Annotated in this window: 11 protein-coding genes; 2 read left to right on the forward strand and 9 right to left on the reverse strand. The window is 47.9% G+C overall.

The genetic code is table 11. The annotated features are described in order from the left end of the window. Positions 1-61: 61 nt before the first annotated feature. From cheB to PMG25_RS23235, 7 genes are all read right to left on the reverse strand, one after another. Positions 62-1,081 (reverse strand): chemotaxis-specific protein-glutamate methyltransferase CheB, encoded by a 1,020-nt coding sequence (gene cheB / locus PMG25_RS23205; protein WP_347178928.1) that lies wholly within the window; start codon positions 1,079-1,081, stop codon positions 62-64. 103 nt (positions 1,082-1,184) lie between these two features. Continuing rightward, positions 1,185-2,066, reverse strand: coding sequence for a CheR family methyltransferase (locus PMG25_RS23210; RefSeq protein ID WP_283769280.1), 882 nt, complete (start codon positions 2,064-2,066; stop codon positions 1,185-1,187). 62 nt (positions 2,067-2,128) lie between these two features. Beyond that, positions 2,129-5,335: a HEAT repeat domain-containing protein gene (locus tag PMG25_RS23215; protein ID WP_283769281.1), complete on the reverse strand. Its 3,207-nt coding sequence runs from the start codon at positions 5,333-5,335 to the stop codon at positions 2,129-2,131. Between the two features lie 29 nt (positions 5,336-5,364). Then, positions 5,365-7,362, reverse strand: a complete 1,998-nt coding sequence (locus PMG25_RS23220) for a methyl-accepting chemotaxis protein (protein ID WP_283769282.1) — start codon at positions 7,360-7,362, stop codon at positions 5,365-5,367. Between the two features lie 88 nt (positions 7,363-7,450). Further along, on the reverse strand, positions 7,451-7,972 hold the full coding sequence (locus tag PMG25_RS23225) for a chemotaxis protein CheW (RefSeq protein WP_283769283.1): 522 nt from the start codon (positions 7,970-7,972) through the stop codon (positions 7,451-7,453). Between the two features lie 92 nt (positions 7,973-8,064). Beyond that, complete coding sequence (locus PMG25_RS23230; protein WP_283769284.1) at positions 8,065-10,206, reverse strand: chemotaxis protein CheA; 2,142 nt, start codon at positions 10,204-10,206, stop codon at positions 8,065-8,067. 91 nt (positions 10,207-10,297) lie between these two features. Further along, positions 10,298-10,663 (reverse strand): response regulator, encoded by a 366-nt coding sequence (locus PMG25_RS23235; RefSeq protein WP_283769285.1) that lies wholly within the window; start codon positions 10,661-10,663, stop codon positions 10,298-10,300. Positions 10,664-11,077: 414 nt separating this feature from the next. On the opposite strand from PMG25_RS23235, the gene bchM reads away from it, so the two are divergent. Beyond that, positions 11,078-11,782, forward strand: coding sequence for a magnesium protoporphyrin IX methyltransferase (gene bchM, locus PMG25_RS23240; protein WP_283769286.1), 705 nt, complete (start codon positions 11,078-11,080; stop codon positions 11,780-11,782). Between the two features lie 208 nt (positions 11,783-11,990). Here bchM and PMG25_RS23245 read toward each other — a convergent pair whose 3' ends face one another. Both PMG25_RS23245 and glpX read right to left on the reverse strand, forming a co-directional pair. Beyond that, on the reverse strand, positions 11,991-13,289 hold the full coding sequence (locus tag PMG25_RS23245; RefSeq protein ID WP_283769287.1) for a glutamyl-tRNA reductase: 1,299 nt from the start codon (positions 13,287-13,289) through the stop codon (positions 11,991-11,993). Between the two features lie 112 nt (positions 13,290-13,401). Beyond that, complete coding sequence (gene glpX / locus PMG25_RS23250; protein ID WP_347178931.1) at positions 13,402-14,439, reverse strand: class II fructose-bisphosphatase; 1,038 nt, start codon at positions 14,437-14,439, stop codon at positions 13,402-13,404. Positions 14,440-14,667: 228 nt separating this feature from the next. On the opposite strand from glpX, the gene PMG25_RS23255 reads away from it, so the two are divergent. Then, positions 14,668-15,078 (forward strand): hypothetical protein, encoded by a 411-nt coding sequence (locus tag PMG25_RS23255; protein ID WP_283769289.1) that lies wholly within the window; start codon positions 14,668-14,670, stop codon positions 15,076-15,078. Positions 15,079-15,202 lie beyond the last annotated feature (124 nt).

A 15,202-nucleotide genomic window follows, 5' to 3' on the forward strand; every position in this document is an offset into this window, starting at 1 on the left:
TTAATTGAATGTTCATGGGTTCCAAGAGAGTCTCCTCATGAATGGTAATAATTTTATCATGCTAAGGACAGCTAAAGAGGAGTTCATTAATGGCATCAGCCATAGATTTTAGGGACACGCTGCGATCGCTCAACCCCGCTTCGACAACAGAACGGGGCATTCCATACACCACACAACTAGACTCAGACTCAGTGATAATCATCCCCCCATGGGATTTAATCTGAGCTGCACCTTGTTTACCATCCGATCCCATACCCGTCATCACCACACCCAAGGTGCGATCGCCATAAACTTGAGCGCCAGATTGGAATAAAACATCCACAGAAGGACGATGGGGTAAATCAAAGGGTTTAGATTGCTGTTTGGCAACCACTTGTCCCTCCCGGTTACGGTCAAAAGCTAAATGATATCCGGCTGTAGCAATCAGAACTCGACCCGGACACACGAGATCGTCAGTATGGGCTTCAATAACTTCCAGGGAACAGTAATGATTTAACCGTTCAGCATAGAGTTTGGTATAGCCTTTCGGCATATGTAAGACAACAGCAATGGGGATCGGAAAATCTTCAGGAAACTGGGGAATCAGATAGGTCAGTGCTTGAGGCCCACCGGTAGAAATGCCAATTAAAACAATATCAAATCGGGGAGTCGTAGAGGGACTGATAGATACAGAAGGTTTCACATCAGGAGTGAAAGAATTGAGAGCCGGAGGATAGGGATTTAAGGGTAATTTTGCCGCTTTTTTAACCTTCTGAATCAGATCGTCTTGAATTTCAAATATTTTATCGGTGGCTAAGGCCGTAGGTTTATGAATAAAATCTACAGCGCCTGCATCTAAGGCATCTAAAACTTTTTTACCTCCTTCATCAGCAATGCTAACAATCACAATAGGAAGAACTTTCCGCAGCATTTGCTGTCGAATAAATTCAATCCCATCAATTCCGGGCATAATTAAATCTAAGGTGACCACATCCGGATTATGTTTAGCCACTTGTTCTAAAGCATCTTCCCCATCATGGGCAATCCCGACTACCTCAATAAATGGACTGGTGGATAGCATTTTTTTGATCACTTTACGCACATAAGCTTAGTCGTCTACGACTAGCACTTTGATTAAATTGGGATTGTTAGGTTGGGTTATACTCATGATCGATATTAATAGGGGTTGGGTACAGGGAAGAACCTTAAGGTTGGTGTCGATCTTCTTGCTTCATATAGACAAATGATTGATTAATTTCACACACTTGAAATTCGGTATTGAGTTTGAGGATTGATTCGGACGATCCTAGAAATAAATAGCCATTGGCGGGCATTTTTTCAAAAAACATGATCGTAGTCTTTTTGATCGAGTCAGGGGAAAAGTAAATAAACACATTACGGCAAAAAATAAAGGGGATATTGGTGAATAAGATAAAATCGTCGGGATTTAGTAAATTAGCTGTTTTCCAGTGAATTCGATTATGAATATGGGGCTGAATACGCCATCCTGTGGTTTCCTGAGTAAAATATTTTTCTTTTAAAGCGGGTGACAAGACCCGAAAAGAATGGTCTCGGTATAGTCCTTTCTTAGCCTTCGCGATCGCCCGCGAGGAAATATCCGTGGCATAGATTTCAATGGGTAGCCGATCGAACCATCCAGCTTCTTCTAAGGCCATGGCGATCGTTAGGGGTTCTTCACCGGTGGAGCAGGCCGCACTCCAGATTTTCAGGGGATAGCTATAACCATAAGATAATCCAGAGAGTTTTTGTCGATCTAAATACTCATCAATGATTTGCTTGATTAGTACCTCAATTTGATCGAATTCCCGCCAAAAAAATGTTTCCGGCACAGTGATTGCATTCACCAACTCTTGCCATTCCCGATTGGCACTTGTGTCATACTTTAATAGATAGTAATAATCCAGAAAAGAATGAATTCCTTGCTCTAAGAGTCTGGGAGAGAGTTTGTCAGCTAACAAATCTTGTTTGGACTGATCGTAATAAATACCGGTACGTTCGTGAATTAAATTTCGTAAAATCACAAAGGTACTGTCAGACATTCCAAAAGCACGGGTTGAAAAGATCATGGTTTCCAATCACAACGCCAATTTTTTTCAGCCATAGGATGACCTCAAGCGAGTGTTCTCCTTTATTGGTGAATGGCCTTTTGAGCTGCCCGACGAACCGCTACAGAGGGATCGGTACGAGCTAAAACTAATAACTGAGGTTGACAGCTTTGATTGCCTAAATAGCTTAGGGCTTCAACTGCTGCCAAGCGTACTGATTCGTCGGAGTCACCCAGAGCAACAATCAAAAATTCTGAAGCATAGGGATGTTGAAGACGTTTTAGCACTTCTACGGTACTACAACGAACTTGACTATGGGCATGATGGAGGCCGGCGGCGATCGCGTCAATATAATCTTCTTTGAGGGTTTTCTGGCGACTGAGGACTTCAATACAGAAATGGCGATTGGCCGGGTCGAGAGTCAGTTCGAGCAAGGAGGCGATCGCCTCTTGCCCCCCCAAACGGCCCAAGGTTTCAATAGCTGCCAAAGTCACCCGCTCTTCTGGATCGGCGGCTGCCATCCATTGCAGAGCCACACCCGCTTCTTGTCCTCCACGCTCCTGGAAGGCTTGCATGGCATCTAAACGGCGTTCGGGATCGGGGGAATTGAGGGCATTGAGCAAGGGGGCGATCGCCTCACCTGTATCTAAGCGACCCAAGGCAATCAGAGCTGCTCGCGCCACATCCGCAGGCCCAGATTCAGCCAACTCTGTTAACGGCCCAATACTAGCAGGAGAAACCCGCCCCAAGCATTCAGTCGCTGCTGCCCGTACACTAATACAAGGGTCACTTTGGCCCAAACGAATCAACTGATTTGTCAACTCACTCCAGTCACCGCCATGATTTCCCCCCATCAACTGGCCAATGGATCGCAGGGCACTATAGCGCACCCATTCTTCCTCATCGAGCATTGCTTGTTGTAGGGCTGGTAAGGGGGTTTTCTCCCATCGGGCCCCATTCAACTGGCTGGGGATCTCCAGCTCGCCCAGGGCACGAGCTGCTGCTGCCCGACAAACTGGAGTTTCCTGCCTTAAGGCATCGGTTAAATAGTCTATGACTTGGGGATGGTCAAGATAGGGCAAATGTTCGATCGCCGAGCGTCGCACTTTTTCCTCCGGATCTTTGAGCAGATCGATTAGCACCTCAATGGAGTCTGGAAAGGCAAAATACCCGGCAATTTTTACTGCACATTCACGTACCCTGGGATTGGAATCCCTCAGACGGACTTGGATCTGCTCGGCCAAATAGGGAGGACGACAGGAGTTGAGGGCGGCGATCGCCCCTAGACGAACCGCTCCATCTTCGTGGCCCAGTAGAGATAACAAGGATTCCGTCGCCCTTTGATCGCCAATTTGGGCGAGGGCAGCCGTTGCGGATCGAACCAGCTCTACATCAGTTTCTTCCAGCAATTGCCGCAGTTTAGTCGTGGCCAGGGGGTCACCAATACGACCCAGGGCTACCACAGCCGCCTTTTGTCCTTCTAAATCTAGTTGGGGTAGGCTCTCTAAGAGCAGTTCAGTGCCCAAGGAACCATAACCTACCAGGATTTGAATGCAGGTCTCGCGTACTGCTTCATTGGAGAGTAGGGACGTGAAGGCTGGAGCCACTAGGGGACGATAGTCAGGGTGAACCGCACCTAAACAGAGGAGCAAGGCGGGTAAATTCTCCTGGGCAGTGTGGAGGGTTTCTTCCATCAGGGCCCTAGCCCCATCTTCATCTAGGGTTTGTCGGATCAGGTCGGTGATGGTGGTGATTTGATGGGTTTGGTCATAGCGATGGGCAATAGAGGCGATCGCCGTGGCTAAACTCGATATACTGGCTCCTGGTTCAGATAAGTGCCGTACCAGGGGAACTACCACATCCACATCACCCAGAACGCCCAAGGCTTCGGCTGCTTGGGGAGCCAGTAGGGGGTCATCTAGCAGGGGAACCAGGCGATAGGCGATCGCTCGCTCGCCGATTTGGGTGAGACTACAAAGAGCTGGAAAGGCCAAGAAAAAGTCTTCTTGGGTGGCAATCTCCAAGAGTGCTTCTACCGCTTCATTGGCTTTAAGTCGTCCCAAGGCTTCAATGGAATGGTATTTAACGTTGGGATGATCGTCCTTGAGAGCCTCCATCAGGGGGCCAATGGCTCTCGGATCGGCGCGATCGCCCAATGCACCGGCCGCATAGGTGCGTAAATCCGGATCGTTAGGGTCTTGTAAGCATCCCACCAACGCGGGAATGGGGTCAACTTCACCCAACACCAACACCTGAAGCACACTATTGAGAACATTGGGATTACGGTGTTGTTGCCGGAGAAGATTGAGTAAAGAACTGGTCAGATCGCTAGTGCCATGGAGGGCAATTTTATCGACGGCTTCCCGTCTCACTCGCCAGTTGAGGGTGCGAACCAACAGGGGAATTAATCGCGGAGTCACTTCCGGATCGTCCATTTGCATCAGGGCATCGAAGGCCCCAAACGCCAGGAAAAAATCATCGGATTGGGCAATTTCCACCAATTTATCGATCGCAGCGCTGGCTTTGAGTTTGCCCAAGGATTCAATCGCTTGATAGACCACATTGGTGTCGGGATCGTCCAGGGCCTTAATCAGGGGTTCAATGGAGCCAGGATGGTGGCGATTGCCCAGGGCGAGGGCCGCATAAATTCGTAGCTCTGGATCGGGATCTTGTAAACATTCCCACAACACGGGTGAAGGATCGATCTGGCTTTTACTCAATACCGACAGCACGCTGTTTAAGAGGGTCGGATGGCGGTGTTCCTGACGTAAGACATCTACGAGTTTACGGGTAATTTCGGGCGATCGTTGGCATTGCTCGATCGCCTTGCGCCGCTCGGCCAGCACGTCCCAAGACGAGGTACTGCGATCCTGAGACCGGAGGCTAGAGAAGGGGTCAACCCTATCCGATACTTCGGCGCTCATTTGTTTTTCTTCAATCAGGCGAGCGGTCACATCTTCTACTGTCACCAGTGTGCCGACAATTTTCTCCCCTTCCCGTAGGGGGACAATGGTCACTCGCTGCTGCATTCGGTCAAAATACTGGGAAGGAATGGGGGAATCGCAGGGGATCAAATAATGGTGTAAGGCTGGGGCAAGGGTTTCAATTACCCCTTCTTGTAACACGCGCTTAAAGTGTTGGAGTAATCCTCTGGTTTCTAACTCAGGAATAATCTCCACTAGCGGCCGGTTCATGGCTTCGCTCGGAGTCAATCCGGTCATCTCGGTTAATTGGGTATCCCAGGAGCGAATCTTTAACTGGGTATCGGTGGTAAAGATACTAATGGTCATAGTTCAATGGAGGAGGGGGAGAGGGCTGATTAGGTCACGATCAGTTGGGCGGTTAAGGTTTGAATGGCTTCGAGAGATTCTAAGGTACTTTCGCCAGAGTCTCCCATTGTTTGTAACATTTGCGCCAGTTGTTTGGAGACATTGGAGTGTTCCTGATTAGCCTGGGCCATAAAGTTGACTTGCTTGGCAATTTTTTCTGTGGTCTGACTCATGTTGCGTACGGCTCTGGCTTGTTCGGTCATGGCTTTGGCGACTTGATCGGATTGCGATCGCATACTGTCAATGGCATTGGTAATTTGTTGTACGTTTTCGGATTGCCCCTTCATGGACTCACTAATACTGTTGATAAAACGCGATAGCCTGTCCATTTCTTTCTCAATTTGATCGGCTCCTTGGGATTGTTCGGCTAAGACTTTATAGGTACTGGACATGCCGCGCCGCATACTCTCGACGGCCTGCATCACCTGGGAGGCTCCACGGGCTTGCTCTGAAGTGGCTTTTCGGACTTGCCCAGCCAGATGGCTGGTATTTTGCGCGGCTTTAATCACATCCCTGGCTGCTTTGGCCTGTTCATTCATGGCCTTGGTCACCTGTTTGGTAATTTGCCGCATATGTTCGGTCGATTGCACAATCGAGCTGGCCGCTTTCGATTGCTCGCTGGTCGCACCTGCCACTTCTTTGGCTTGTAGGGCGGTGGTATTAATGGAGTCAACCACCTGTTTCCCTAAGTGGCTTTGCTTCTGGGAAGAATTGGCAATTTGACTGACTAAGTGAGTGGTTTCTTCTACACCAGAGAGGATTTTACCCAACCCTGCGACCCCTTCTTCGGCTAAACGGCTGCTGTCTTCGGTGACCCTTAAGCCTTCTTCTGAGGTTTTAACGGCATCTTGGACGACAGACTGTAAACTCTTGATAATGGCGGCAATATCTGAGGTGGCGGTGGCGGCGCGATCGGCTAAATTGCGGATTTCTTCGGCTACGACGGCGAACCCGCGCCCGGCTTCTCCGGCTCTGGCGGCTTCAATGGAGGCGTTCAGGGATAATAAGTTGGTGCGTTCGGCAATCAGGTTGATGGTATCGACGATGGAACTAATTTCCGTGGTGCGATCGCCCATATCTCGAATTACATCGGCGGTGTTGACCATGGATTGGCGTACCCGCGTTAACCCCTGAATCGCCTTTTCTACAGTAGCTCCGCCTTCTTCGGCATCTTGGCGCACTCGCCGGGTAATATCATCAGCTTTTTCGCTCAAGTCCGTCACCGAACGAATGGACTCCTCTAGATCTTCGGAATTCTTTTGCGCTGTGTTGGCGGCTTGGGTGATCCGTTGGCTATTTTGAGCCACCCCATCAATGGAGGCGGCCATCTCTTGAATGGCTCCAGAGACTTCTTCAACAGTGGCGCTTAAATTCTCTGTGGTGGCAGACACTTCCTCAATAGAGGCCGCCATTTCATTAATGGAGGCGGTGGTTTCTTCGGCTGCGGCCGTCAGGTCATCGGAGTTTTCGGCTACCCCTTGAATGGAACCCCCCATTTCTTCAATGGAGGCGGCGGTTTGATTGACGGAGGCGGCTAGATTTTCCGTATCGCCGGTTAATCCTTTAATGTTACCGACGACTTGGGAAATGGAGGCGCTCACCTGAGTGGCAGATGTGGCCATGTCTTGGGTATTGGCGGCCACGGATTGGGTCGATTGATTACTGTCTTTGATGGAGCTGGTAATTTGATTTAATCCAGTAGCGACTTCGGTACTACTGGCGGTAACTTCTTCAATGGAGGCGGCCATTTGGTTAATTCCAGACACCACTTCCTCTGTAGACTGGGCAACCTCGTTGGTTTGCTGGGCTGTTTCTTCTAGGGATTTTCCCATTTGCACGATCGCGCTGGTACTGTCGATATAGCGCTGGTTATGTTGTTGTATTCCAGCCGTCATTTCTTGGGCGATCTTTTGGATTTGTGAGGCGGCTTGAAGGGAAATCGAGGAAGGGGAAGGGATATTTTTCTTGTTGGGTTTGCTTTTAGCCATGTTTACCTCCGATGAGTCATCAATAGGGATTGGGGAATTGGGTAATGGGTAATGGGTCAACCCACCCCTACACGGTGTTGATTAAGGGTCACGTTTCAATGATTTTTTCTATATCCAAAATGAGAATAACTCTCTGGTCTAAGGTGATGATGCCGGATAGGTATTGACTATTGACTCCGGATAAGCCGTCTGGAGGGGGTTGGATTAAGTCTTGGCCAATGGCGATGAATTCTCTGGCACTATCGACAATCAGACCCACGCGGCGATCGCCTTCTGTTAACTTCTCGGTTAGAGTATGAGCGTCTTTAGGGGTTCCTTGAGAGGAAGAGGGTTGGGTATGGATAACAATCAACCGGGTGAGCAGATCGTAGGGTTGGCGCTCAAATCCTAAGCGGATACGCAGATTAATGGCGGGAATCACTTGGGAACGACAAAAGACTACGCCTTCGACAAAGGGGGCAGCATTGGGAACGGGGGTGATCTGATCGACCATTTCTATCTGTTGCACTTGGTGGGAAACAATACCATAGGTAGTTCCCGCCAGCTCAAAGAGAATGAACGGTAGGGTGGTTTCAGTGGTTTTCGGATGAGCAGGAGAAGCATTAATCATGGGTTCTTATCTCAAATCCTTGGAGGTTTGCTACAGATAATTGATACGGAGACACGGAGATTGATGTGTAGCATAATGTTGGGAATTTCCTATTAAAACACAGAAAGGGGAGCTGTATCACGCCAGGGGTGAGATGCTTCATCGCTAATTAAACCGAGGATGTCCAGAATTAGCACAATGCGACCGTCACCGAGTTCGGTCGCCCCGCTAATACCCCGAACTCTCACTAGGGGGTCGGTAAGGGGGCGAATCACGATTTCTCGTAAGCCCAGAAGGTAATCTACGGTGAGGGCAATCAGGTTGCCAGGGGTGGTTAAGTGGTCTCCCATGTCTCCTCGACCGACGATGACGACTTTCAGGGTTTTCGAGGGGGCTGAGGGTGGGGTTAAGCTGAAAATTGAATAGAGGTTGAGTAAGGGAATGGCTTGATGGCGGTAATTGAGCAGTTGATGGTGGTCAATGATGTCTGTGGAGCAGACTTCAATGACCTCTCGGACTGCGTTTTGGGGAATGGCATAGATTTGGTCACTGACTTGAATGATTAAGGCGTTGGCGATCGCCAACGTTAAAGGCAGTTGAATGATAAACTGGGTTCCTTGACCTAGCTCGCTACTGACTTCGAGGACACCTCCTAATTCTTGCAGGGTACTGTTGACGACAGCCATACCCACTCCTCGTCCACTGGTTAAGTCGGCTTCGTCTTTGGTGGAAAATCCAGGAGCGCATAATAAATCAAGCAGAATACGATTGCGGTAAGCCGAGGGAATAGACTCGGACTGCAAGGGGTCATCTTCAGATAGATTTAAGAGTCCTTTGGCTTTCCCCCGTTCTAAGATCTGTTGCCAATCAATTCCCCGGCCATCGTCTTCGATGATTACGGTGACCATTTCCCCAGAGGTTCTCGCTTTTAAGGTGATTTTAGCTTGGGGGGGCTTACCTTGGGCAATGCGCTCGGCTTCGGGTTCAATCCCATGGCTGATAGCGTTGCGAACCATATGCAGCAGGGGGTCCATCATCCGCTCGACTACCAGTTTGTCAATTTCGGTGTCTGCGCCGATAATCTCTAGGGTGGTGGGTTTACCGCCTTCCCGTGCCAGATCTCGGACGACGAATTGCATTCGGGCGAAGATTTCACCGATGGGGACTAGGCGCACTCGCATTACGTCTTCTCGTAAGTCTCGCAGTTGTCGCTCTAGGGTGAGGTTGAGATTTTGGAGCGATCGCGCGATCGTCGATTTTCCATTTCCATTTTCTACACTAGAGGGGATGGCGATCGACTTAACTAGCTCTTCTAACCGAGCGCGGGTAATCACTAAATCCCCGACTCTGGCAATCAGATCGTCGAGTTTAGATAACTCAACACGCACCATAGAGGGAGGCGCAGATGGAGTTGCTGGTGGTGCTGGTGGTGCTGGTGGTGCTAAGGGTTCTGGCTCTTCTGGCTCTTCTGGAGGCGATAAGTACAGATCCCAGGTCAACCCTTCTGTTTGCTCGACCCATTCTTGGGGATCGGCTGGACTAGCGACCAAAAAATCAAAGCAAATATCTTGCCCATTGATCATCCGGGGAGACGCATGAATGACTTGTGCTTTTTCATTTAAGTGCCCGCGAATGCTATTGACATTAATACCTTGGGCGGTTAGATCAGCATCGGGTGAAAAAACAAATCGCCATACCGACAAGCCTTGGCCGATTAGATCTTGGACTTCTTGGGAGATATTCGCTGGAAGTTCTAAGGTGGAGCCAATAATATTCCCCGCTTTTTTGGGAGGACTTTCTTGGTTGTCCGTTTCCTGAGATTCGGGTTGACTGACTAACCCATTAATCCGATCGAGAATTGCTGTAATGTCTGGACTTTGTTGTTGTTGACGATAGGCATGAATGACCTCTTCTAAAACTTTGGTTCCCATCATCAAGGTATCAAATCCAGATTCTGAGAGAGGAGTTTCCCGATCTCGCAGTAGCCGCAGATAGTTTTCTAAATGGTGTGCTAATGCTTCGGCTTGCTCTACGCCAACCATACCCGATAAACCTTTGAGGGTATGAAAACTCCGAAACAATTGATTCAGTAACTCCATGTCTACTGCATTTTTAGGACTAGAGTCTGACGCAGTAATGTAGGATTCTAAGGACAGCAAACCTTGGCGAACACAAGTCAAATGTTCTTCACATTCAACAAAGTAGTCGTCTAGAAATTCGCTAAATAGATTGTCATTGTCAAGGGAATTAGACACAATCGGTTAAGATCCTTGTTTTTACTCAATTCTACTTTTTAGGAGCGCTTTTGTTCCCAAGAGATTTACTATCCAGACCGAGCGCGATCGCTTATTGTAATAGATCGTGAATTTGATCGGATAAGGGTTTGGGTTGGAAAGGTTTAGTGAGATAGCATTTGGCTCCCGCATCTAAAGCTTCTTTGCGGCTTTCATCATCTCCTTTTGTGGTTAAGATAACAATGGGAGTGGATTTGTATTGATGATTCTCCAAAACAAATTTGAGAACATCTAAGCCATGCATATCGGGCATATTGAGGTCTAAAATCATTAAGTCAAAGGGGCTAACTTTCATTTTTTCAATGGCTTCTAGACCATTACCCGCCTCATCAAAATTCACATCCTGTAAATCCCGCAAAGAGGCTTTCACCATTTTACGCATGGTTTGGGAATCATCAACGATTAAGATCTGTTTCATAACCATAACTCCTGTTTTGGATCTCAGGGATCAGTTTACGGATGCTTTGCTCTATCCTTATTTTACCAGCATCGTCCTGTGGAGATACTCAATCAATCATAAGATGGCTCAAAGCATACATATTGTTTAGAATGTCATGAAAATGTGAGGATTTTGTGAAGAGTAAGAGGTTACTTTTTACTGTTAATTTTTATGAATTTTTTTCAATTTTCATAAAAAATGTTGACATTTTTATTAAGTGATATAAGCGATCGCCGAAACGGTCTGATTTAACTCTCAGATTTTTAGAACATTGAGGGCTTCTGACTTGAGCAACCCTGACATCTGTGACCGTCAGCCATAGAGCAACCCCAATCATGGTATGCTCAAAAGTTGGAGACTGTCCCATCCTGTGTATAACATCCTGTAATTCCTATGACCCTGGCAGAAGAGAAAAACTTAGTAGACGATAAGACCATTGTCAAAGACTACTTTAACCAAACCGGTTTTGACCGATGGCGGAAGATTTACGGTACAGATGAGGTGAACCGCGTTCAACTCGATATCCGTAACGGCCATCAACAAACCGTCGATACGGTTCTAGACTGGTTAAAAGCAGATGATAACCTCAGTGAACTGTCCATCTGTGATGCGGGGTGTGGAGTGGGTAGCCTCAGTATTCCCCTAGCTCAAGCTGGCGCTCAGGTGTTTGCCAGTGATATCTCGGAAAAAATGGTGGGTGAAGCGCAAACTCGCGCTCAAGACGCTTTAGAAAATTTGGATAAGATTCAGTTTAAAACTCAAGATTTAGAGCAACTCGATGGTGAATATCATAGTGTGATTTGCTTGGATGTGCTGATTCATTATCCCCATGAGAAGGCGGATGAAATGATTGGTCATCTCTGTTCTTTGGCAAAATCACGGGTCATTCTTAGTTTTGCGCCGAAAACCTGTGCTTTGGCAATTCTGAAGAAGATTGGTAGCTTCTTCCCTGGCCCGTCTAAGACGACTCGCGCTTATATGCATAAGGAAAAGGATGTGATTGCTAGTTTAGAGAAATATGGCTTTAAGGTGGAACGGAATGCGATGACGAAAACTCGGTTTTATTACTCTCGCATTTTAGAAGCGACTCGTGCTTAGATGGCTTCTGCACTGTTTTCACAAATTACAGTGCAAAGCGCTGTATCGAGGCGATCGTTCCTCATCCAACTCCTCCAAGACTTCTGAAAGCCTTTGTAGGGGTCAACGGCCGTTGACCCCTACAGATACAGGATATTAGTTTTGAAGGACTATACAATCCCAATGAATAATTGTTCATTATTAATTGTTAATTATTCATTGTTTTCCTCTAGCTATATTGATTACTAGAAGCCGCCTCAATTTCTAAATTAAACAATGTATTCAGGGTTTCCATCGCTTGCTTGCGGGCTTCAATATCCTGTTGCGCCCGCAGTTGTACCATGGGATCGTGTAGAATCTTATTGACAATTCCACGGGTGAGCGCTTCAATCACTTCTTGGTGTTTTTCCGCAAACTCAGACCCCAAACGAGAAAGGGCTTTTTCTAACTCTTGCTCGCGAATGGTCTCCACTTTATGACGCAAACAGTTAATCGTCGGTACAGTTTCCAGACTGCGCCACCACACCTCAAAGGCTTCGACTTCTTCTTCTAATAAGCTTTCCGCTTCCATTGCCATCTGGCGGCGACTTTCCTGATTTTGGGCCACCACTGCCTTGAGATCATCCACATTATAGGGCTTAACCGAGGGCAACTCGCTCACATCCGCAGCCACATTCCGAGGAACGGAAATATCAATCAAAGTTAAGGGCTTTTCTGGGTTAACAATGGGTTCTAAATTCCCTCGATTTAATAAGGGTTGGGTTGCTCCGGTACTGGTAAAAACTAGATCGGATGCCTGAACCACGTCCATCATTTCTCCCATGGGATAGAGTGCTAAAGAAGCCTCGCTAAACTTACCAGCGAGTTCTTCTGCTCGTTGCATGGAACGGTTGACGATACTAATTTGAGTGCCACCTTTGGAGAGCAAATGCTGTACCAACAACCGGGACATTTTACCCGCACCGATAATGGCAATTTTGCACTCTTCCAGGGTTTCCAGTTTCATTTGTGCCAGTTCAACGGCGGCTGAACTGATGGAAACGGCTCCTGTACCGATATTGGTTTCGGTGCGTACCCGTTTGCCCGCAGTAATGGCTTGTTTCATTAAGCGGTTGAGAATTCGCCCCACGCCTTTATACTGTTGGCCGAGTTTATGACCTTGTTTAACTTGGGATAAAATTTGCCCTTCACCGAGTACCAAGCTGTCTAATCCGGCTGCCACGCGCATTAAATGCATGATTGCATCTTCATGGAGGAGGATAAACAGATGAGGACGCAATTGGGAGAGAGGCAGTTGGCTATGTTCGGAAAGAAATTGGGTAACTTCCCAGACTCCCTGTTGATTGTCGCTGATCACCACATAGATTTCTAAGCGGTTACAGGTGCTTAGAATGGCTACTTCTTCGATATGAGGATAGAGCTTGAGGGTGGTTATGGCTTGTTCAAGTTGGGGTTCGGGAATACTGAGTTTTTCGCGAACTTCAACGGAGGCTGTTTTATGACTTAAACCGATAACTGCAACATTCATTTTTTAATGTTTGTTAATGGCAACTTGCTAAGGTTTCGGGCGGATTTATGAAGAAAAAATGGCTCCAATTAAACTGAAGGTGATTCAGTTTTAATTGGAGCGGTTGGTTATCCTATCTTAATTGGATGCTTTTTGGTGCGTCAACCATATGAACGGTGTCTACAAACCGGGCGGTTTTAGACTGACTGGAAATGACCAGGCTATGGGTTCTGGCTCCACCATGGAAGTAGCGAACGCCTTCCATGAGGGTTCCTGGGGTAATGCCAGAAGCGGCAAACAAGACGGTTTCTCCACAGGCGAGTTCTTCGGCGCTGTATACGCGGTCTGGGTCTTCGATGCCCATGCTGCGTAGACGTTCGAGATTGCTTTCTTTGCTTTCGCCAATTAAGCCGGTTTTGACGATTTCTGGATCGTAGATCAGTTGTCCTTGGAAATGACCGCCTAAGCAGCGCATGGCAGCCGCAGAAATGACTCCTTCGGGAGCGGCTCCAATTCCCATTAAGGCGTGGATGTTGGTTCCGGAAAAGGCACAGGAAATGGCGGCGGATACGTCTCCATCGGCAATTAAACGAACTCTTGCGCCAGCGCTACGGATTTCGTTGATCAGGTTTTTGTGACGGGGACGATCCATGACGACAACGACTAATTCGTCTACGGAGCGGTTGAGGCACTCGGAGATGAGTTTTAGGTTTTCGGTGGCGGATTTGCGGATGTCTACATGGTTTCTAGCGGCTGGAGGAGCGGCGAGTTTTTTCATGTAGAAGTCGGGAGCGGCGAAGAGTCCGCCTTTTTCGGAAATGGCGAGTACGGCCATGGAACCGGGTTGACCGTAGGCGACGAGGTTGGTTCCTTCGCAGGGGTCAACGGCGATGTCAATTTCGACTAATTCATCGGGGTTGCAGTAATCTTTGGCATCTTCGCGGGCGCAAATGCCGACTTCTTCGCCGATGTAGAGCATGGGAGCGTCATCTCGTTCGCCTTCTCCGATGACGATGCGTCCGCGCATGTGGATTTGGTTCATGCGTTCGCGCATGGCTTCTACGGCTACTTGGTCAGCCGTATTTTTTTCTCCTTTTCCCATCCAACGAGCGGAGGCGATCGCCGCTTGTTCGACGACTTCTATAATTTCTAATCCCAATGTGGTTTCAATCACAGGTTTTTCTCCCAAGAGGTCATTCAATGAAATGCTTATATTTAGCCGGTTTCAGTGTATTAGTCTATCAGAGTCTGGGGCCAATGTTCGAGGAGAGAGTCTCTGAGATTATGTTAAGTTTTGCATCTTTTAGCCCCACTCCACTGCTCTGAGTCGGCTTTTGGGTAAATCTCCTATAATTATCGACAAAGACTCACTTGAGCGAACAACTACAGGAGCCATACCATGTCTGAAACTCAAGGAAATTCAGAATCATCTAAACCCGTGGAAACGGTGACCGAAAAGAAAGAGGAGACCAGCTTTCTGGAACCTCTGCAAACGAAGTTGGGGAATGTATTGGGTAGTTGGAAAGTTAAGGTTGGACTGGCGAGTGCGGTGCTGGTGGCGATCGCGCTGACGGTTTTCTTCTGGCAACATGAAGTGGCGGCTTTGGGTATGAGGCTCTGGTCATCACAGGCAGGCGCAACCCCCATTGAATGTATGGTTAAGGATACCAATGACGATCAATATGTCAGTTGTAGCGCTATTCTCAACGAGCAGGTTGTGCCTCTAGAATGTGGCGCAAGTATTTTTAATGTGGGCTGTCGGATTAATTACGGTGCAGCCGCGACTGGGGCACGGAAATCTAGAGATTAGACGGGGAATAGGGAATGGGGAATAGGGAATGGGGAATGGGGAATGGGGAATAGGCAAAAGGCAAAAGGCAAAAGGCAAAAGGCAAGAGGCAAAAGGCAAAAGGCCATCCTCCCGATCCTTCCTA

Source organism: Roseofilum capinflatum BLCC-M114 (genome assembly GCF_030068505.1).
In the GTDB taxonomy this organism is placed as follows: domain Bacteria; phylum Cyanobacteriota; class Cyanobacteriia; order Cyanobacteriales; family Desertifilaceae; genus Roseofilum; species Roseofilum capinflatum.

Coding starts and splice junctions, on each gene's coding strand:
- PMG25_RS23235 (WP_283769285.1), bottom strand. CDS start 10,663: ATGAAACAGATCTTAATCGTTGATGATTCCCAAACCATGCGTAAAATG.
- PMG25_RS23255 (WP_283769289.1), top strand. CDS start 14,668: ATGTCTGAAACTCAAGGAAATTCAGAATCATCTAAACCCGTGGAAACG.
- PMG25_RS23245 (WP_283769287.1), bottom strand. CDS start 13,289: ATGAATGTTGCAGTTATCGGTTTAAGTCATAAAACAGCCTCCGTTGAA.
- PMG25_RS23225 (WP_283769283.1), bottom strand. CDS start 7,972: ATGATTAATGCTTCTCCTGCTCATCCGAAAACCACTGAAACCACCCTA.
- bchM (WP_283769286.1), top strand. CDS start 11,078: ATGACCCTGGCAGAAGAGAAAAACTTAGTAGACGATAAGACCATTGTC.
- PMG25_RS23215 (WP_283769281.1), bottom strand. CDS start 5,335: ATGACCATTAGTATCTTTACCACCGATACCCAGTTAAAGATTCGCTCC.
- PMG25_RS23220 (WP_283769282.1), bottom strand. CDS start 7,362: ATGGCTAAAAGCAAACCCAACAAGAAAAATATCCCTTCCCCTTCCTCG.
- PMG25_RS23210 (WP_283769280.1), bottom strand. CDS start 2,066: ATGATCTTTTCAACCCGTGCTTTTGGAATGTCTGACAGTACCTTTGTG.